The organism is Nonlabens sp. Hel1_33_55 (assembly GCF_900101765.1).
Lineage (GTDB): Bacteria > Bacteroidota > Bacteroidia > Flavobacteriales > Flavobacteriaceae > Nonlabens.
On sequence record NZ_LT627735.1, the window covers coordinates 2,864,801 to 2,885,317 of the forward strand.

At 40.1% G+C, this 20,517-nt stretch carries 18 protein-coding genes; 12 read left to right on the forward strand and 6 right to left on the reverse strand.

What is annotated here, in order from left to right; all coding sequences use genetic code 11:
• Positions 1-15 precede the first annotated feature (15 nt).
• The 3 genes from BLO34_RS12920 to BLO34_RS12930 are packed head-to-tail and all read left to right on the forward strand — an operon-like array spanning position 16 to position 2,494.
• A complete protein-coding gene (locus BLO34_RS12920; protein WP_090755885.1) occupies positions 16-747 on the forward strand; it encodes a polyprenol monophosphomannose synthase in 732 nt (243 codons plus the stop codon).
• Complete coding sequence (locus BLO34_RS12925) at positions 744-2,084, forward strand: dihydroorotase (protein ID WP_090755887.1); 1,341 nt, start codon at positions 744-746, stop codon at positions 2,082-2,084. Before BLO34_RS12920 ends, BLO34_RS12925 begins: the two co-directional genes overlap by 4 nt.
• Positions 2,081-2,494: a DUF4296 domain-containing protein gene (locus tag BLO34_RS12930; RefSeq protein WP_090755888.1), complete on the forward strand. Its 414-nt coding sequence runs from the start codon at positions 2,081-2,083 to the stop codon at positions 2,492-2,494. Before BLO34_RS12925 ends, BLO34_RS12930 begins: the two co-directional genes overlap by 4 nt.
• Before the next feature lie 14 nt (positions 2,495-2,508).
• Here the strand turns inward: BLO34_RS12930 and BLO34_RS12935 are convergent, their stop codons facing one another.
• Positions 2,509-3,558, reverse strand: a complete 1,050-nt coding sequence (locus BLO34_RS12935) for an NAD-dependent epimerase/dehydratase family protein (RefSeq protein ID WP_231959498.1) — start codon at positions 3,556-3,558, stop codon at positions 2,509-2,511.
• A 26-nt stretch (positions 3,559-3,584) separates the two neighbouring features.
• Between BLO34_RS12935 and tyrS the strand changes: the two genes are divergently transcribed.
• A complete protein-coding gene (gene tyrS / locus BLO34_RS12940) occupies positions 3,585-4,883 on the forward strand; it encodes a tyrosine--tRNA ligase (protein WP_090755891.1) in 1,299 nt (432 codons plus the stop codon).
• A gap of 87 nt (positions 4,884-4,970) precedes the next feature.
• A complete protein-coding gene (locus BLO34_RS14600; protein WP_157686827.1) occupies positions 4,971-5,144 on the forward strand; it encodes a hypothetical protein in 174 nt (57 codons plus the stop codon).
• 47 nt (positions 5,145-5,191) lie between these two features.
• On the opposite strand, the gene BLO34_RS12945 is transcribed toward BLO34_RS14600, so the two are convergent.
• The gene (locus BLO34_RS12945) at positions 5,192-6,166 is read right to left on the reverse strand and encodes an acyl transferase (protein WP_231959499.1); all 975 of its coding nucleotides are present in this window, start codon (positions 6,164-6,166) and stop codon (positions 5,192-5,194) included.
• A gap of 79 nt (positions 6,167-6,245) precedes the next feature.
• Positions 6,246-8,288: a lamin tail domain-containing protein gene (locus BLO34_RS12950; RefSeq protein ID WP_090755893.1), complete on the reverse strand. Its 2,043-nt coding sequence runs from the start codon at positions 8,286-8,288 to the stop codon at positions 6,246-6,248.
• 258 nt (positions 8,289-8,546) lie between these two features.
• Between BLO34_RS12950 and BLO34_RS12955 the strand changes: the two genes are divergently transcribed.
• Both BLO34_RS12955 and BLO34_RS12960 read left to right on the forward strand, forming a co-directional pair.
• On the forward strand, positions 8,547-9,239 hold the full coding sequence (locus BLO34_RS12955; RefSeq protein ID WP_090755895.1) for a response regulator transcription factor: 693 nt from the start codon (positions 8,547-8,549) through the stop codon (positions 9,237-9,239).
• On the forward strand, positions 9,223-10,311 hold the full coding sequence (locus tag BLO34_RS12960; protein ID WP_090755896.1) for a sensor histidine kinase: 1,089 nt from the start codon (positions 9,223-9,225) through the stop codon (positions 10,309-10,311). The genes BLO34_RS12955 and BLO34_RS12960 overlap by 17 nt, the downstream gene beginning before the upstream one ends.
• On the opposite strand, the gene BLO34_RS12965 is transcribed toward BLO34_RS12960, so the two are convergent.
• Positions 10,215-11,360, reverse strand: a complete 1,146-nt coding sequence (locus BLO34_RS12965) for a glycosyltransferase (protein WP_317039233.1) — start codon at positions 11,358-11,360, stop codon at positions 10,215-10,217. The two genes, BLO34_RS12960 and BLO34_RS12965, sit on opposite strands and share 97 nt — an antisense overlap.
• Positions 11,361-11,393: 33 nt before the next feature.
• Here BLO34_RS12965 and trmB point away from each other — a divergent pair, with 33 nt between their 5' ends.
• The 3 genes from trmB to BLO34_RS12980 are packed head-to-tail and all read left to right on the forward strand — an operon-like array spanning position 11,394 to position 13,017.
• Positions 11,394-12,065: a tRNA (guanosine(46)-N7)-methyltransferase TrmB gene (gene trmB / locus BLO34_RS12970; RefSeq protein ID WP_090755899.1), complete on the forward strand. Its 672-nt coding sequence runs from the start codon at positions 11,394-11,396 to the stop codon at positions 12,063-12,065.
• The gene (locus BLO34_RS12975; protein ID WP_090755901.1) at positions 12,062-12,682 is read left to right on the forward strand and encodes a LysE family transporter; all 621 of its coding nucleotides are present in this window, start codon (positions 12,062-12,064) and stop codon (positions 12,680-12,682) included. Before trmB ends, BLO34_RS12975 begins: the two co-directional genes overlap by 4 nt.
• Positions 12,682-13,017: an MGMT family protein gene (locus BLO34_RS12980; protein WP_090755903.1), complete on the forward strand. Its 336-nt coding sequence runs from the start codon at positions 12,682-12,684 to the stop codon at positions 13,015-13,017. Before BLO34_RS12975 ends, BLO34_RS12980 begins: the two co-directional genes overlap by 1 nt.
• 68 nt (positions 13,018-13,085) lie before the next feature.
• On the opposite strand, the gene BLO34_RS12985 is transcribed toward BLO34_RS12980, so the two are convergent.
• Both BLO34_RS12985 and BLO34_RS12990 read right to left on the reverse strand, forming a co-directional pair.
• Positions 13,086-14,471 carry an NAD-dependent succinate-semialdehyde dehydrogenase gene (locus BLO34_RS12985; RefSeq protein ID WP_090755905.1) on the reverse strand — a complete coding sequence of 462 codons (1,386 nt, stop codon included), beginning with the start codon at positions 14,469-14,471 and terminating at the stop codon, positions 13,086-13,088.
• A 99-nt stretch (positions 14,472-14,570) separates the two neighbouring features.
• Positions 14,571-15,935, reverse strand: coding sequence for an acyl-CoA dehydrogenase family protein (locus BLO34_RS12990; protein WP_090755906.1), 1,365 nt, complete (start codon positions 15,933-15,935; stop codon positions 14,571-14,573).
• A gap of 432 nt (positions 15,936-16,367) precedes the next feature.
• Between BLO34_RS12990 and BLO34_RS13000 the strand changes: the two genes are divergently transcribed.
• Together BLO34_RS13000 and BLO34_RS13005 are read left to right on the forward strand one after the other, a co-directional pair.
• Complete coding sequence (locus tag BLO34_RS13000) at positions 16,368-19,283, forward strand: PEP/pyruvate-binding domain-containing protein (RefSeq protein WP_090755910.1); 2,916 nt, start codon at positions 16,368-16,370, stop codon at positions 19,281-19,283.
• Positions 19,280-20,512: a serine hydrolase gene (locus BLO34_RS13005; protein WP_231959500.1), complete on the forward strand. Its 1,233-nt coding sequence runs from the start codon at positions 19,280-19,282 to the stop codon at positions 20,510-20,512. The genes BLO34_RS13000 and BLO34_RS13005 overlap by 4 nt, the downstream gene beginning before the upstream one ends.
• The last annotated feature ends 5 nt before the right edge of the window (positions 20,513-20,517 follow it).

Sequence of the window (20,517 nt, forward strand, 5' to 3'; positions counted from 1 at the left end):
CTTTTGTGAGCTTCTATGAACCCTACAATAGTCATCATACCAACCTACAACGAGCGGGAAAATATCACGCTCATGATTGATGCGGTATTAGGCGATTATCCGGGAATTCATTTGCTGGTAGTAGATGATAATTCGCCAGATGGAACGGCTGCATTAGTAAAGGAAAAAATGGCAGATTTTCCTGATCGACTTTTTCTTGAGGTTAGAAAAAAAAAATCGGGATTGGGAACGGCCTATATCCATGGTTTCAAATGGGCGATGTCGCGTGATTATGAGTATGTATTTGAGATGGATGCAGATTTTTCACACAATCCGGCAGACATTCAGCTATTGTATGACGCCTGTGCCATTCACGGTGCAGATCTCGCTATAGGAAGCCGTTATGTGAAAGGAGTAAATGTGGTTAATTGGCCCATGTCAAGAGTTCTTTTGTCTTATTTGGCTTCAAAATATGTCAGATTTGTCACTAGAATGGACATTCACGACACCACGGCTGGATTCAAATGCTTTAAAGTTTCGCTTTTGCGAAAGCTGAATCTCGACAAGATTAGATTTGTAGGATATGCTTTTCAGATAGAAATGAAATTTAAGGCCTACTTATTGAAAGCAACTATTGTAGAAATACCAGTCATATTTACTGATCGCCGAAGAGGCCAGTCAAAAATGAGTACTGGAATTATAGGAGAAGCCGTTACCGGTATATTGAAAATGAAAATGAAAAGCCTAATAGGCACGTTGGAAGTATGAAAAAGACATTGATAAAGAACGCCAGAATAGTTACGGACATGCAAGTGTTTACCGGTGATATTTATATTGAAGGCGATACCATTGTTGAGATAGCAGATAGTATAAGCGCAAAAAGCGGTGACACATCCATCATTGATGTAGAAGGTAAATATGTGCTTCCAGGTGTGATTGATGATCAGGTCCATTTTAGGGAACCAGGATTGACTCACAAAGGTGATATTGCCAGTGAAAGTGCGGCTGCAGTTGCAGGAGGAATTACTTCATTCATGGAGATGCCTAATACGATACCACAAACCACGAGCATGGAAGAGTGGCAAAAAAAGATGGACATAGCTGCTCAAGATAGTTATGCCAACTATGCTTTTATGCTAGGTGGCACCAATGATAATCTGGAAGAAATTCTCAAGGCAGATACCTCCAGAATTCCAGCACTTAAATTGTTCTTGGGATCTTCTACGGGAAATATGCTCGTTGATAATGTTGAAGTGCTTAAGAAGATCTTTTCTAAAGTCAAATTAAGAATCGCATTGCATTGTGAGGATGAAGAAACCATCAAAGAGAATCTTCAAAAAGCTATTGATACCTACGGTGAAGAAATACCTTTTGATCAACATCCAGTCATACGTAGTGTCGAGGCGTGTTACAAGAGTAGTTCCCAAGCGATAAAGCTGGCTCAAAAAACCGGAGCGCGTATCCATGTGTTTCATTTATCAACAGGTAAGGAAACGGCTTTATTTGAGAAGAAAGCATCTCTTAAAGACAAGCAGATTACAGCAGAGGTCTGCATCCATCACCTATGGTTTACAGATGAGGATTATGCAACCAAAGGTTCAAAAATCAAATGGAATCCCGCTGTAAAGTCAGAGGATGATCGTGAGCAATTATGGAAAGCATTGCTGGATGATAGGATTGATGTCATCGCCACAGACCACGCGCCTCATACTATTGAAGAAAAATCAAACTCTTATTTAAAAGCACCTAGCGGTGGACCGCTCGTGCAACATGCGTTGACAGCTATGCTGCAATTTGTGCATCAGGAACGTATTACCATTGAGAAAGTAGTACAGAAGATGTGTCACAATCCAGCAATACTATTTGATATTCCAGATCGCGGATTCATACGTGAAGGATTCAAGGCAGATTTAGTGGTCGTGGATACGAACAATCCTTGGACAGTAACTAAAGAAAACATTCTTGCAAAATGTGGGTGGTCACCTTTTGAAGGTGTTACTTTTAAAAGCCGTATTTCGCATACCTTAGTGAACGGACAGGTCGTTTATAAAAACTTTAAAGTCCATGAGGCTAAGGCAGCTCAGGCATTAACTTTCAAAAGATGAAAAGACTAGCAATTTGTATTGCCCTATTCACAATGGCCGCATGTGCAGACATTCAAAATGCGCCCAAGCCAGATGAGTTTTACGGTGATGACAAAATGGTAGATATCATGGCAGACCTCTATTTAATGGAAGCCTCCATGACAAACAATCGTGCTACATTTACAGAACTCAAATTGCTACCCCACGATTTTATCTATGATAAATACGATACAGATAGTATCACGTTTACAGAGAACCTATTCTACTATACAGATCGCAACGACAAATACCTTGAGCTGATGGAAATGGTACAAGCTCAAATGGAAGTTTTGAGAGATACCGTTGATAATAAGATAAGAAATCAGGACCAAGAAAAGCCAAAATTGCTTAAGCCTGAAGGAAAGCTCGAAAGAGATCCAGAAAATGAATAGCTAGGCTATCCAACTTAAGCTTTAAAATCTAAAGCTACTCTTTCAATACTTTCCTTCAAATTTATAAATTCATATCCTAGAGTCGTATTGATCTTATCATTGCTATAAGTCGTTTTAGAAGTTAGGGAATGAATTTGCGCGCGGCTTAGTCCTTTTGTTATTCCTAACCACGATGGTATTTTAAGTATCAGATAGGCGCTATAAAGCATCCATTTACGCAGTTTGATAGAGGGTTTTTTAACTTCAAGCTTTTCAGCGATTAGATCTAGCAGCTTTTTAAACTTCACGTTCTCAGCAATCAGAATGTATCGTTCTCCTTTAATATCAGATTCCATGAGTTGCTGCATGATGGCAACTACATCACGAACATCCACAAATCCAGAACTTCCTGAAGTGTAAAACGGTTGTTTTTCGTTCGTTTTCTGGAATAATTTGCCACTTCCTTTGTCGTATGCGCCTTCTCCTAGAATAACTCCAGGATTAACAATAATTACAGGTAATCCTTCCTGTGAGGCACGCCAGACTTCCATTTCACCACCATATTTTGAGATAGCATAATCGGTATTTTTGGCATCTGGATTAAAGAAATCCTCCTCGTTAATTGGTTTTTTAGCTATCGGATTCCCCAATGTCGAGATACTGCTTACATAACAAAACTTCTTAATGTTTAGAGCTATCGATAAATCAACGAGATGCTGGGTTCCCGTGACGTTGACTTTTTTCATTTCTTCAAAAGAATCTGCCTCCAGCGCTGCAGCGCAATGATAGACTTGGGTAATGCCTTCCATGGCTTGTTCAAGACTTGGCAAATCAAGAATATCGGCGTGGATCCAGTTGATGTTATCTACCAGCGCAGCGTCTCCAGTATTATAAGTATCAAAGATGCGCCTTGTGATATCAATGGACTCCGTGGTTCTGTAAATAGCATTGATGATTTGTTCGCTTTCGCGAAAGCGATATAACAAATGGCCGCCTACCAGACCAGTTCCTCCTGTGACTAGAATCATGTCTGTAAAAATACGGAATAGCCGCCGTTGTGCGCCCGCAAGTTGCGTAAAGCCCATATATTTGCAGGCTTTAAACCTAGATTATGTCCTACGATTTTGTCAAAGAACTGCAATGGCGCGGTATGATTCACGATATCATGCCAGATACGGAAGAATTGCTCAACGCTGAAACGGTGAGCGGTTATATAGGCTTTGACCCGACTGCAGATTCCCTGCACATAGGTAGTATGGTGCAGATTATTCTATTGATGCACTTGCAGCGTGCTGGTCATAGACCTATTGCGTTGATAGGCGGAGCGACTGGTATGATAGGTGACCCATCAGGTAAAAGCGCAGAACGTAATTTGTTGACTCAAGATATTCTGGACAAGAATATCGCTGGTGTGAAATCGGTTATTTCAAGATTTATTGATTTTGAGGATGGCCCCAAGGAAACTAGAGCGCAGTTAGTGAACAACTACGACTGGATGAAGGATTTTAGCCTGATTGATTTTGCTCGTGATATAGGGAAACACATCACAGTAAATTACATGATGGCTAAGGACTCTGTAAAGAAAAGAGTTTCTGGTGAAGGTGATGGGATGAGTTTTACTGAGTTCACTTACCAACTATTTCAAGGTTATGATTTTGTACATCTATATAATGATCTCAATTGCAAGCTACAGATAGGTGGTTCTGATCAATGGGGAAATATAACCACAGGAACTGAATTAGTTCGTAGGATTACTGGTGGTAAGGCTTATGCACTCACAACACCGCTAGTCACTAAAGCTGACGGAACAAAATTTGGTAAAACCGAAGCTGGTAACATCTGGCTAGATGCCGATAAGACCAGCGTTTATAAGTTCTACCAATTCTGGATCACAGCAACGGATGAAGATGCCATCAACTGGATCAAAATCTTTACATTTCTAGATGAGAAAACCTGCAACGAACTAATTGAAGAACACGCCAAAGATCCAGGCTACAGAGTGCTCCAGAAAAAACTCGCTGAAGAAGTGACCGTCATGGTTCACGGTCGCGATGCGTATGAGACTGCGGTTGAAGCGAGCAGCATATTATTTTCTAAAAAGGTTTCCATGGAACAATGGAACAAGCTGGATAAAGAAACGTTATTTGAAATTTTTGAAGGTGTTCCACAAACCACCATTTCAAGATCTGAAGTTGAGAAAGGTATTGAGATCGTTCCATTTTTAACAGATGTCACAGGCTTTCTACCTTCCAATAGTGAAGCGAGAAGAGCATTGAAAGAGAACAGTCTCGCCATCAATAAAGAAAAGTTTGACGACGACAAGATTGTTGGAGTCAACGATATCATTGCTGGCAGTATGATTTTGGTGCAGCGTGGTAAGAAGAATTACTTTCTTGTGTTGGTAGAATAATTTTCGACTTCCCATCATCAGGTGCGGAATTAATTCCGCACCTGATGATTAAAACGATTGTGTTTTAGGTCTTATAAATTTCGTCTTATGAAAAAATCACATCAACTAATGGCGCGTTTTTTAATGATCGTTGCTTGCGTTGTGGCGATTATATTCTTTTTTACTCAACCACTGGGTTCCACCGAGATGCGTTTTGTTTATGGAATAGGTGCTGGCTTGTTAGGATTGTTTACGGTTCTTGTTTTCAAACGAACAGCTTAGTAAAGTACAATATCTGCTTTTCAATATAATTTCTGAATTGCCAGCAATTAATTGATAGCCATCAGATTACAACCACGTATATCAGAATTATCAAATCTTCCCAGAACTTCAAAGGTTCCGTCTGCATGGGTTTTGCATAAATCTTGTGTTGCGATGAATGGGCAAGATTCATAGTTCGCCAGATCAATAACGTTCAAACCTCCAGTTTTCCCATGACCTAGTTTTGATAAAGGATCATTAGTTTCTCTAGCATTCACGCGCATCCATGGTGGTAATTTAAAATGAATACCATCTGGTGCGTAGGCTTGAGAGAGAAGTTCTGTCATGCCGTATTCACTGTGAATTTGCGCTTTCGCAAAAGCGGACTTCAATATACTGTGTAGTTCTGATTTTATCATTTCCTTACGCATGCCTTTCATGCCGCCTGTTTCGATAATGATGGTGTTGTTGAGATCCATCGGGAACTGCTCGGCGAGTTGAAGTAATGCAAACGTAACGCCTATCAAAATCACCTTGCGATCAGATTGCTGCAGATCCTCAAGGATTGCGGCAAGGTCAGTCAGATTGTTTAAATAAAATCCGCTTCTTTCATCATCTGATTGCTGGATCCAGCGATCCACCATATATACTAACGACGATCCAGTACGTTCCAAATAATGCGGTAACAAAGCAAGGATAACATAGTCTTGAGGATTTCCATAGAATTTTTTAAAACTGTGATCTAGGCTCTGATTATAGATTTCTAGGTTAGAAACGAGATGTTTTGAGGTGGTTGATCCTGTGGTTCCACTGCTGGTGAAAATTATTTCTGGCTCCACGTCAGGAATTGTTGTTATCTGATGGGATTTGAAAAAAGAAATAGGTAGAAATGGTATCCCGTTTACTCTAGTCGCTTGAGTCTTTTTAAGATAAGAACAATATTTCTTGTAGACCTGATTTTGTTCCAATTGATAGCGATAGATTTCCATGGCCATATCGTTGAATTGGTTATCAGAATCAATATCAAAAACTGGAAATTTCACTTGGTCTATTTTGGTTCAAAAATAAACAAAAAGCGCCGCTGGATTTGCAGCGGCGCTTCTATTCATAAGTTGTTTGTTACTACTTCACTACTAGCTTTCTAGTTTGTGATGCATCTCCTTGAGAGATTTTAACGATATACATACCAGTTGTCAAGCTGCTGATGTTGATCGCTCTTGCTACTGATTTTTGTGAAATTACTTGTTGTCCTAAGGTTGAATAAATTTCTACATCAAAAGATTGACCGTTAGAAGAATTGATATTCAAAGTTCCAGAAGTTGCTGGGTTAGGATAGATAGAGAATTGAATATTTTCAATGCTACCATTAGAAAGAGTGGCATCATTCACTGCTCCAGGAGTTCCTAAATCACCATCACCGTAAGTTGAAGTAGCTGCAAACCAATTGTTCGAGTCATCGTTTGAAGTTGCATCTAAGCTGTTGTTAGCAAGTTCCATGGAAACTCCGTTTGAATATGGCCAGTCTCCACTATTGTATGCAATCTCATCAATTATAGCGCCTCCACATTCAATAACAATTTCATCGCCACCATTTGCAAGTGCAAATGAACTGTAAACATAAAGCGGTGAAAGTCCACCGTTATCAGTTGCACTTGTAGCAAGCAGTGCATAACCATTTGCTGGCACAACAACTGATTCAGTAACGGTATGAGTATCAGAATCTTGATCTCTCAAGATCCAAGATTGAATATCAATATTTGTGTCTGTTGTGTTGTATAACTCGAAATATTCACCGGAAGAATCTCCTGTAACTCCAGGATTAGGTAATACCTCTGTAACAATAATACTACCTATTGCGGCACAAGTTGCTGCTGCATTTACAGTCCCGCTAGCAGATAAAGTCTGGTTTTCAGCTCCAGTTGACGTTGCTGTTATTGTGCCAGTGTAATCTCCAGCAGTCTCACCGGCTCTTAAGCGTATGAAAACGGTGGTATTTTCAACTGTACCATCTACTGGTGCAATAGAAACAGCGCTTGAAAATGAACCTTCTTCATCTAGGGATAATTCAAACTCATTATCTACGGCAACCGTTATGCTTTCAGTCAAGAACATACCAGATACTCCAAATGCATCCAATCCAGAAGGACCAGATCCTTCATTGTAACTTAATCCCTCTACATTTCCTGCAATCGTAATAAATGGATCGTCAGCGGTAACTGTTCCTGAAACATCAACAGTTTCTTCTGTTGCGTTAGTAGAATTCACTGTAATTAAATCTGAGTAGTCATCAGGCGTTAGACCAGCAGGTAATCTTACGAAAACATCTGTAGTAGGAAAAACACCATTAGATGGAAATGCAATTATTATTTCTTTTGAAAATCCTGCTCCACTAGTAAGTGAAATCTCAAAATCCTCTGAAGATATAATAACAGAGCTTTCTAAGTTCGTCGCCGAAACCGTAAATACACCTTCCTCAGATGGTCCGTTGTTTGTGAAATAATCTAATCCAGTTATCGGGCTCCCATTGACATTTAATGTAGGCTCGGTAGAAGCGGTTGGAGAATATGTGCCTGTATTAGTAACAGTCTCTAAAGTTTGACTACCGTTATTACAGATTCCTTGAGTATCTAGGGCGTTTATTGGAGCGTATGACCAGTTTGCAGAATTGAAACCTGCATCTGGACCAGTTCCATCAACGCGATTTGCGTAAGTGTCAAGATAATCCCAAACTGTATCCGAACCATCGGTACCTTCTTCACCGTATTGGTCTACCACCGTACCGGTTGCTATCTCAATAATGCGTATACGATCATCACCATTGAAGTTGGCAGCACCAGAAAGCAATGTAGCTTCGGTTGAAACTCCTGGATATTCGGCTTCAAAAGTCGTGAGACTTGAACTGTTTGCTATAACGTAAACAAAGTTAGTCGTACGAGATTCAGAAAATGTGTACTCTAATGTAGTGGTGTTGCTCCATGTGGTGTTACTGTTGCTTTGAAGCTCAACGGCGTATTGAGATAGGTCCACATCTGTATCAGCATAAATTTCAAAAAATTTGGGTGTACTTGAACAGCTACCATCTACTATCGCAGTAATTATTGGTTGTTGTGCAAAGGCGATCGCTGCCATAAAGAACATCACGATCAGAGAGTAAGTTTGTTTCATTTGTATAGGATTTTCCGCAAATATATAAGGTTGAAGCGATTAAATCTGATTGGCTTTTGGGATTTAATGATTAGATAACGTTGTGTTCGATGAAGTGCGTTGATATGCGATAGGATGAAGGTTAGCACGCTTTCGCGAAAGCGATAACGTCAAAAAACATCTTCAAAAATTACCAATTTGATACTTAACCATATGCTAACCTTGATCAGGTCAAAGTGTTTGCAAAGTTGAGTAACTTAGCTATCCAGAAAAACCATTATGAAAGAATCCAAAGTAAAGATCCTGCTTGTTGACGATGAGCGTGATATTCTGGAAATCGTAAGCTATAACCTCAAAAACGAAGGTTATCAAGTCTATACGGCAGAAAATGGTGAAGAGGCTATCAAAAAAGCCAAAAAGAAAAAACCAGATCTTGTCATCCTTGATGTTATGATGCCAGTAATGGATGGAATTGAGGCTTGCGAGAAAATGCGCAAGATGCCTGAGCTGGATAAAACCATCATTACTTTTTTAACCGCCAGAGGCGAGGATTACTCCATGATTGCAGGTTTTGATGCTGGTGCAGATGATTATATCACAAAGCCGGTGAAACCTAGGGTTTTGGTTTCTAAAGTAAAATCACTCTTGCGACGCAACGTAGCAGAAAAAGATACTGAGGAGAACGTCAAAAAGTTGGGCGATCTTATTATTGATAGAGATCAGTATAAAATTTTCTTCAAAAAGGAAGAACTCATACTACCTCGCAAAGAGTTTGAACTTTTATCGCTTCTTACCGGGCAACCTGGTAAAGTCTATACAAGAGAAGAAATCCTTGATGTCGTATGGGGAAATGAAGTGGTTGTAGGTGGTAGGACCATCGACGTTCACATCAGAAAACTGCGTGAAAAACTGGGTGATAAACGTTTTAAAACCGTTAAAGGAGTAGGCTATAAATATGTCCAATCCAAGTAAAAGTAGCACAAGGCCCAGCTATAGATTTGCGTTAAGATCTTCTGTTTTTATTACGCTCATTGTTGCTGTATTGCTGCTAACTCTACACTTAAGCGGTGCGACTATTCAACCATGGCAATTTGCAGTCTTTTTACCCAGCGTTTTGATTATATGTTTTCTGGTCATTCAATACCGTGTTCAAAAATTTATTTATCGCAGGATCAAGAAAATCTACGAGGATGTCTCACTTCTTGAATCTACCAATTTTGCAGATCGCGAGATCGCAACAGACATGCGCACGCTTACAAGACAAGTAGAGCAGTTTGCCCGCAACAAAAAGATTGAGATTGAAACATTAAAAGTTCGCGAGGCATATAGGAAAGAATTTCTCGGGAATATTTCTCATGAATTGAAAACTCCATTATTTACGGTGCAAGGATACATTGATACTCTTATTGAAGGAGCTCATAAGGACAAAGCAATACGTAAAAAATATCTTGCCCGTGCTCAAAAAGGAGTGGAGCGCTTGACCTATATCGTGAATGATATGGACATGATCACAAAATTGGAGATAGGTGACATGAATCTCGATAAAACAGATTTTGATATTGTGGAGCTGGTGCGCCAGACTTTTGACCAATTTGAGATGAAGGCCGCAAAAAAAAGCATATCGCTCGTTTTTGATATGATCTATCCCAATCCTATTATGGTGCATGCAGATCAGGAACGCATCCAGCAGGTCATCGCTAACCTTTTAGTGAATTCGATCAAGTACGGCAAGAAAAATGGAACTACTGAAATTGCTATCGAGGATCTCATCAACAGTAAAATTATTCTTAGAGTAACCGATAATGGTGAAGGTATTGACAAAGCGTACATCCCAAGACTCTTTGAGCGATTCTTTAGAGTAGATCGTACAGGGTCAAGACGTGAAGGTGGTTCTGGATTAGGCCTTGCGATAGTTAAACACATCGTAGAAGCCCATCAGGAAAGGATCTATGTTGATAGTGAATTAGGTATAGGCTCTGAATTCTCATTCACTCTAGAAAAAGTCAACTCTATCAAAGAAGTAAGTGAGAGCGCTTCTTCTTGAAGTTTCCCTAAACCTTTGTAATCATCTAGCTGGTCAAGCATTTTAATCTCAAATTCATCTTGAGTGGCAAATGGCGCCAATCCTTGTACTTTGAGATGTTGGGCTAGATATTCCTGCTCAAACTGGCCAGGTGTTGGAATTAAAAATGCCTTTTTTCCCAGTTCACATAAATCCATGATGCTTGTGTAACCACTACGGCATAACACAACCCGAGATCGTTGGATAGCTTTTTGTAGTCCTGTGGTGGATAGATAATTGTAATAGGTAATTCTACCTTTTATTTCCACACGTGGCTCTGGTTCTATGACACCGGCTACGAATAAAACTTTACCATGATAACTCTTTACTTCCTGCAGTAGCTTTTTTTCGAGAATACTGCGTTGAGGTTCTGGACCAGATAATAAAACGAGAAGATCATAGGTAAACTGTTCTTCAGCTAATTTCTTGAACCTACTTATTGGCCCCAGATATACTTTCTCAAGGGTAGGATCTGTATTTAAAGAAAGTTTACCCGTTAGGTTTGGTGCTGTTTGATGATCAGGAATCCAGCAAGCATTGAATTTTTTGATATAATGCAAGTGTAGTTGCGTGCTCAACCATGTCGTTCCGCCAGACAGGACTTGCAACTGGTGAGACATAATAACGCAAGGAACCGTTCTGGTATAGAGCCCCAATCTGTTGTCACTAATAACTCCATGTAATTCATGTTTGTGAATGAGATGCTGGAGTAGTTGATGCTCCAGTCGTATCGCGTTCCATATTTTAGGGGAATCTTTTAGCAGTTTCAGTTTGAGGTTTTCGCCTTTTTCTGCATAGGTAACATCGTATGCCGGCAACTCAATAGCGGTAAGATGTGGAAATTCCTTTTTAAGTAGAGCAAGCGCATCACCATCGCTCCCAATAATAGGGTGATCTCCATTGTCCAATAATGCTTGGATAATAGGAATACATCGGGTTGCGTGACCTAAACCCCAATTAAGAGGTGCAACCAAAATGTTTTTGGATATTTGCATGCGGTAAAAATACACCTTGCCTTTGTGCAGTATCAAAAACGCACTTTATCTAACCTTTAAATAATTGTTGTGGGAAGTAAGAATAAAATGAAGCGATTTAAGGAGAATGAAACCTTTCCAAATGTCGTACAACCTACACGGGAAGAGATGGTTGAAGGGTTTGAGTGGAATGGTAAATGGTCACAATTCTTCGGTAATGATAATCCCATCACGTTAGAATTGGGCTGTGGTAAAGGCGAATATACCGTTGCGCTCGCCCGCAAATATCCCAATCGCAACTTTATAGGTATCGACATTAAGGGTGCGCGTTTCTGGCGTGGTGCAAAAACGGCCGTAGAGGAAAAGCTGGATAATGCTGCTTTTTTGAGAACACAGATCGAGTTGGTAGATCTCGCTTTCGCGAAAGCGGAAATATCAGAAATATGGATCACATTTCCAGATCCTCAGATTAAATACAAGCGCACCAAACACCGCATGACCAACCCTGAATTTTTGGATCGCTACAGAACGATCTTGAAGCCCGACGGATTGATCCATCTCAAAACCGATAGCGAATATATGCACGGTTACACACTGGGATTACTGGAAGGTCTAGGTGAGGAAATCCTCTATGCGCATCACAACATCTACACAAATACTGAGGCACCAGAAGAAGTCATAGGCACACAAACATTTTATGAAAAGCAGTATCTTGAGACAGGAAAAGCCATCACTTATATGAAGTTCAAGCTGCGTCAATGACCTATTTTTTACACTTGTTGTTCGGTTTTACAATTGGGTTCTTAGGTGTGATACCGCCAGGATTACTCAATTTGACAGCCGCAAAAATAAGTGTTGAAAGCGGCAAGCGAGCTGCCATACTTTTTGCAATAGGAGCTTCATCAGTTGTGATTGCACAAGTTTATATCGGCGTGTTTTTCTCAAAATTGTTGAGTCTCAATCCAGATGTTTTGCTGCTGGTGGAACGCTTTGCTATTATTATATTTTTTGGCCTTAGTATTTTCTTCTTCATTAGAGCCAGATTGGATAGTAAACCAGAGTTCAAGACTGTTCATAAATCTGATTTTAAGCTGGTAGGTCAAGGAATTATTTTATCTGCTCTTAATATCTTTCCCATTCCGTTTTATTTGGGTTTTAGTTCTTTTCTCGCAAGTAGGGACGCCTTTATCTTTGAATTTCCTACCGCACATCTTTTTATTATAGGTGCCAGTATAGGAACATTTTTAATGCTTTGCGCTTACATTAAATACGTGAAAAAACTGAAATTTGATAGCGATACATTTGCTAGAAAAGTTCACTACCTATTATCTGCGTTAACGCTAGCAATTGCTGTTTTTACTTTAATAAGAATCAATTAATGGCAACAGATTTTTTTGAAAAAGTTTACAAGGTTGTAAAGCAAATTCCTGCTGGAAGAGTCACTAGCTATGGTGCTATTGCATCCTATCTAGGAGCGCCGCGCAGTAGTCGTGCGGTAGGTTATGCTATGAATGCGTCGCATTCAGATGCTGATGTTCCAGCACATAGAGTCGTGAACCGTAAAGGATTACTTACTGGGAAGCATCATTTTCAAGGCTCTAATTTGATGAATCAATTATTGGAAAGTGAAGGAGTCAAGGTCGTTGACGATCAAGTGCAGGATCTAGCTTACGTTTTCTGGGATCCAACAGATGAGTTGGACGAAATGGAATAGGACTTGAAATATCACATAATAAAAAAAACCACGGCATCGCCGTGGTTTTTAATTTTATGCAATTGCTATTAGTCTTGCAATCTCATGATTGCTTTGACATTTACAAATTCCTTCATACCAAATCCTCCATGCTCACGACCAAAACCTGATCTCTTCACACCACCAAATGGCATATTAGGTTGTGCAAGTCCAAAGGAGTTTACAAATACCATTCCTGTATCAAAATGTTTGCTAGCCATTTCAAAGGCTTTGTCTTCGTCTTTTGAAAAGATTCCACCACCTAACCCAAAGCGGCTATCGTTTGCAATACGCATTGCATCATCAGCATCTTTTGCCTTAATAAGTGAGGCAACTGGTCCGAATAGTTCATCATCATATCCTGGTTGTCCTGGTTGGATATTCTCCATCACTGTTGAAGGATAATAATACCCTTTTCCTTCTGGTAGCTCACCGCCACATAGAACTTTAGCTCCGTTTTTTACACTGTTTTGTACTTGTGTGTGTAAATCTTCTCGTAAGTCTTTGCGTGCCATAGGTCCCATATCAAATTCATCACTTGTAGGATCACCATGTTTGATGTCTTTCATAGCTTTTACAAATTCTCTTTTGAAATCTTCATAAATAGCGTCCACAGCTATAAATCGTTTTGCAGCGATACATGTTTCTCCGTTGTTGTAGATTCTTCCTTTTACGCAAGCTTCTACCGCTACTTCAAGGTCTGCATCTTCCAGCACGATATAAGCATCATTTGATCCCAATTCTAGAACCATAGGTTTTAACGCTTTACCAGCTTTCTCTCCAATAATCTCACCTGCTGTTGGGCTGCCTGTTAAGGTTACTCCACGCACAAGATCATTATTGATTACTTTGTCAGATTGATTATGGCTAATCACCAATGTTGTAAATAAATTTTTGGGTAATCCAGCTTCTTCAAAGATCTCTCTGATTTTTTCACCACATCCAGTAACAGATTCTGCATGCTTCAATAAAACACCGTTACCAGCTACAAGATTTGCAATAGCATAGCGTATTACTTGATAAGCAGGATAATTCCATGGCTGAATTCCATATATAACTCCAATAGGAGAATAGGTAATCAGTCCACGACCACCATTAGGTAACTCACGCTCCTCATCTGCAAGTTCTTTAGGGGCAATTTTAGCGGTGTGATCACAGATACCGGCACAAAGATCAACTTCTTGTTCGCTTTGGGAAAGTAATTTTCCCATTTCAGCAGTCATTAGTTTGGCAAGTTCAGCTTTGTTGTCTTTCAGTTTCTTCCCAATAGCTTTTAAAACCTTACCTCGTTCTTCAACGGTTTTGGTTTTCCACTCTAGAAAAGCTTCATGACATTTTGCAATAGCTCCCGTCAATTCATGATCTGTCATGAATGGATAGAAGTCTAGTTTTTCCTCTGTAGCTGGGTTGATCGTTGTTATTCCTTTATCACTCATAGTTTTTTCTTTTAAAAATAAAACCAATTTGTAGGAATAGCTTTGCCTTTAAGTCAACCTTATCATGGATTTGTAGAAAGCTTAATACTTCGGGTGATTCTAGCTTACAAAAGCACTATAGCCGGTAATTGCTCTACCTACAATCAAACTATTGATTTCCTTAGTTCCTTCATAACTGTAAATCGCTTCTGCATCTGCTACAAAACGGGCGACGTTGTGTTCCAATAAAATTCCATTACCACCTAAGACCTCACGTGCGCGAGAAACAATGTCTCTGGTGCGCATGGAACAGATGACTTTAGCCAGTGAGGCATGTTCGTCTTTTAGAATTCCTTGATCCTGCATCACACTCAATCTAAAGCACAGTGTTTGCATGCTGGTTAAATTGGATATCATTTCAACCAAATGGTTTTGAACCAACTGGAAGCTAGCAATAGGGCGACCAAATTGCTCTCGCTTTTTAGTGTACTTCAATGCATTTTCATAAGCACCGCGAGCACAACCTACAGCTTGCCACGCCACACCAGCGCGAGTCATGCGCAGGACTTTTGCGGTGTCCTTAAAACTATCTGCTTTTTGTAGGCGATCACTTTCTGGAATAACGCAATTAGTCAACGTTATGATCGCATTTTGTACAATACGCAACGCCATTTTATCTTCCATTTTTTCTGCGTGGTATCCTGGATTGCCTTTGCGTATCAAGAATCCTTTGACTCTATTGGAATCGACATCTCTTGCCCACAATATAATAACATCAGCAAATGTGGCATTACCTATCCATTTTTTCTGACCATTCAAGATCCAGTTCTCTCCATCCCATTGACAGGTAGTTTCCATACCACCGGCGATACCGCTTCCCACTTCTGGCTCAGTCAACCCAAAGGCACCTATCTTTTCCATTCGTGCCATTTGAGGCAACCATTCCTCTTTTTGTTCCTCACTACCACATATATAAATGGATCCCATGGCGAGTCCACTGTGAACGCCAAAAAACGTCGAAATCGATACATCAACACGTGCGACCTCTTCTGCAATAATTCCTTCGGTCACAAAGTCCATTCCTGGACAACCATAACCTTCATAAGCAATACCAGCAATATTTAGCTTGGCCATTTTAGGAATCAGATCGTGTGGGAACGCGGCACGATTCCAGTAATCGTTAGCAATAGGCTGCACTTCATCTTCCATAAAGTTGCGCACTTTCATTTGAACCTCGCGTTGCGCTTCAGTCAATTCTAGACTTAGGTTATAGAAATCACCATCAATAGGCGGCAGCTTATGTTGTCCCTTTTTCTTTTTAGTAGAGAGCATTTTCATTAATCCAGCAAGCTGGCGATCGTCAAGTTCGCCTACCGTATCCATAACTTTAGATAGGTCAACTTTTGCATTGAGCGCGGCTAATTTTTCCAGATCGATATTTTTCATCAAGTCGATCGTTCCCTTTATTTTACTGAAAATGGACATAGTTTGAAATTTACTTCAAGTTATCGTTGGTGGTAGTCACTTGCTGTTAATGAAAGCGTAATATTACTGTCGCTGCATTTGAAAAAGCGGATCAACTGCAAGTAACTGCTGGCTGATTATATCGTTTTCGCGAAAGCGTAATTTCCATCTACCATCACTGCATCATTACATCATTCTATTATTGATGTAAATGGCGTTAAGGATAGCAGCGTAAATCCTTTTTAAGGTTTAGGAATGCACCACGTGCTATTCAAAAAGCTTAAAAAGATTGTAGCGAATAGCCTGCCCGCAGGGAACGCCCAAATCGTGGTACGCATATTGAAACATGTATTTATTCAAACAAGAAATGACCATGCTAAGCAATGGGCTTGTCAAGTCGTTAAACCGCTCTTAAACAGCAAGAACTTACCTTCAAAATCCTATTTTTGAATAATGAAGAAAATTACACTTTCCCTATGTGTCCTTTTGATATTTTCAATGTCAGCCGTGGCTCAAGAATTTACCAACGACCGCATTGCAGCGATGATCGAGGAATATCGAGATTTAGATCGTGGTCCCTACAAAAGAATCGAATGGTTTTGTGAAGATGGAACCCAACGTGGCTCAAAAGATCCATGTCCAGACGCTATAGGCGGTGGTATCCAGCACGCAAGTTATAAAGCCGAAATCGAGCAACTTGCAAGGCGTAATCATATTTATTTTGGCGAGATTCTAGCAGCTGCAGACCTATGGAGTTTTTGGGATGGAGACAATGATCACTCGCGGTTAAAACAATACCAAATCAACAATTATTTAGTAGCGGCAGATAATGGATGGATTCAGGAAAAATCTCGTTTTTATCGCGGTGCCAAACAAATTGAGGATGAAGAAGAATGGGGTCGCAAATTCTATTATACGATCTTAGGTGACGATGATTTGATTGATCGTGATTTCTTTTTATTGCGAGAGAGTTTGAGAGATTTACCGCACGATGGAGATACAAATCTTGCTCAAGAGGTACGCAGTATTAGTAAAACACTAGCAGAAAAACACCCAAAATTCATGGATCTTCGCATCAAGATTCACGGAAATCCAGAAGCAAAAGATATAGCATCAACTCAAGAATGGGTCAAAGAATATAATGATGACCTGACTTTTAAGCAAAGAGAAGAGTTTGAAAAGCTCATTGATGTGATGCAGGAATTCTTTGAACCGGTACCGGTTGCAGGTCTTCAAAAAATGGTTGCTGACTGGGATAAGGATTCTTACATACGCAAGCAAGCAGAATTGTTCTCGTCAAGCTATACAAACGAGACAGAACCTTCCATTCTAATTCCCGCAGCGGCATCGTTGATGTGCGACATTAGAAGCAATATCAAGGATGATAAGCGTGGCACGCGCAGAACTTCTGCATTGGAATTGAGCTTGCGACTGGAAGAATTAATATTTCAAACAGTGCCTAATTGGGAACCAAATACACTACAAGAACACCTTGACAAAGTATACGCAATTAGCGAGGCACTTGCCGCTGGTGGTTATGTAGAACAATGGGAATGGGATGCGATAGAACCAAGACTTTTTTCTACAGAAGGAGAAACCATTAAAGCGCATGACTTACTCGATTTTATAGCTGCAGCACGTAGCCAGGTAGAATGGGGAACAGGAATGGTGAATGCTATTTATGGAGATGTGGTTGAGGAGTATGTGCAGTTTGAGCCTTTGGCATATGGATTTTACGATGACCGCATTCGTAGTTCCTTACTGTTACCTTTAGGAGACTCTATAGGAGAACTAGGCGGTCTTGTCTCAAGACAAATAGGATTGACTAGTCAAGTAGAGAATGTTAGCAATCCATCAACAGTGCGCGGACTGAATGCTGGTTATGCAAAAGGAGAACTGGTTGTCGTAGAAGGAAATGCAGAAGGCATGACCGTTGACCCTAATAAAATCTACATATTTGACAGACCACCTAGTGACTTGAAACCAGTTGCTGGAATTGCAACCGTTTCTGAAGGTAATTTGGTATCGCACGTTCAACTACTAGCTAGAAATCTAGGAATACCAAATGCAGCTATTTCAACCGATAACCTGAGTGATCTCAAAAAATTTAATGGAAAGGAAATCTTCTATGCGGTAAGCGGTCGTGGTACGGTCGTAATCAAATCTGTTAGTGAGATGTCTGACGTTGAAAAAGGACTTTTTACAGATAACAAAAAAGAAAAGAAAACCATCAGGATTCCAGAAGGTAAACTTAAGCTTGATGGAACCATGCCACTCAACATGAGTAAGGTTTCCAGCTCTGATAGCGGAATTCTAAGCGGTCCAAAAGCGGCTAATCTTGGACAATTGAAACAGTTGTTTCCAGAACACGTGGTCAATGGAATTGTAATTCCATTTGGGGTTTTCAGAGATCACATGAATCAGCAGATTCCTGGTCAAGGTAAATCTTACTGGCAATATCTTACAGAGATTTTCAATACGGCAAAATCAATGAGGGATGCTGATGTTCAAGAATCGTCTGTTATTAAATATCAGCTAGCAGAATTCACTAAACTTAGAGCTGCCATCAATGAAATGCCTATGAAGCCTGCATTCATTGGTCAATTAGAAAGTGATTTCAAAACTGTATTAGGTGATAAGATAGGATCAGTACCTGTGTTTTTACGTAGCGATACCAACATGGAAGATCTTGAGGAATTTACGGGAGCAGGTTTGAATCTTACTGTCTTTAATGCTGTGGAAAGAGATAAAATTATTCAGGGAATTAGAGATGTATGGGCATCACCTTATACAGAGCGTAGTTTCAAATGGAGACAAGCTTACCTTGAGAATCCAGAAAATGTTTATCCGTCAATACTAATTATCCCAACCGTCGATGTGGATTACAGTGGTGTGTTAATTACAAAGGATTTTATCAATAATGACGATAATAAAGTTACTGTAGCTATGAGTCGAGGTGCTGGTGGTGCCGTTGATGGCCAGTCTGCAGAGACCTATCTTATCGATCAAGATGGCAAAGGTGAACTCATCTCTCCAGCACGTGAGAATAAGCAACGCAAGTTGCCGGTAACCGGTGGATCTGTTATGGAACATGCAGATTTCAATAGCAGCATTTTGACTAATGCAAACCTAATAACCATCAAACAGTTTGCGGAAGAAGCACATAAAACCATGCCTGGATCCAAGAATGGAACTTATGATGGAGCCTGGGATATTGAATTAGGTTTCAAAGACGGCAAGTTGTACCTGTTCCAGATCAGACCATTTGTAGAAAATGATCAGGCAAAGAATTCAGAATATCTATCATCCATAGACAGTGATGTGAACTTAAACACACAGCTGTATCTTAATAAAAACATCAAAAATTGAAAAAGCATTATTACATCGCGTCCATATTGATTGTAGCTATAATCGCCATGGCCGTTTATCCTATTGATGGATACGAAAGAACAGGAATCAAGCGCCTGAAGCGACTTGAAAAAACATTGGACAGTACCATTACGGAATATTATCTGAAACCAGGTTCCTTCAAGAAAACAGAAGAAATCAATCTTTGGTTGTGTGAAGACACTACTTCTACAGAGGATTTCATGGTGGTTGATGAAGACTTCCAGGACAAGATGACCCGATTGTTTCCTAGACGTAGCGGTTATGCTATCACGGTTCTCGATATAACAGATCCAGATAACACCCGATATGCAGAAATGAATGAGCAGAGCGGTTTCCAGCCTGGTAGTGTTGGAAAGCTTGCTGTAGCAACGGCATTCTTCACTCAAATAGCGGCTCTGTGCCCAGAGGATTTTCATGTACGTACCAAGTTGATGAGAGATAAGGTAGTCAAATCTGGAGTTTGGGGAGTTGGTGATCATCATACAGTACCTATCTATAATATGGAAAAGGACAAGTTGGTTAAGAGACAAGTAGTTGCCAGCGATGAATTCACGCTCTATGAATGGGTCGATCATATGTTGAGTGTAAGTAACAATGGTGCCGCAAGTATCGTGTGGAGAGAAGCTTTGTTGATGAAATTATTTGGCGATGAGTATTTTGACCTGACCCAAGAAGAAGCTGATGCTTATTGGGAAACAGCCGACAAGAAAATGTTGTCAGAGGTCGCTACAGAAATTGTGAATCAGCCGTTGCGTGACTTGGGTATCACTCATGATGAATGGAGATTGGGAAGTTTCTTTACCAATGGTCCAGATCGTATCGCCAGAGCAACTGGTGGAAGTATAGGAACGCCAGCAGGCCTAATGAAATGGTTTATAAAATTAGAGCAGGGCCAGATAGTAGATGAAAAATCAAGCTTGGAGCTCAAGAGACTTATGTATATGACTGACCGTAGGATTAGATATGCCTATAGTCCAAGACTTAATGATGCGTCTGTTTATTTCAAATCTGGAAGTTATTATAGTGGCGGTGGAGCCAAATATGCTGGAACCAATTTCAATTACATGAATAGTGTGATTTTAGTAGAACATCCAGATGGCACCAATTACATCGTGTGTTTGATGTCAAATATATTAGGTAAGAATTCTGCTGGAGACCACATGTATCTGGCAAGTGCTATTGATAAGGCAATACGTTCAGAAGGTTAGAAACA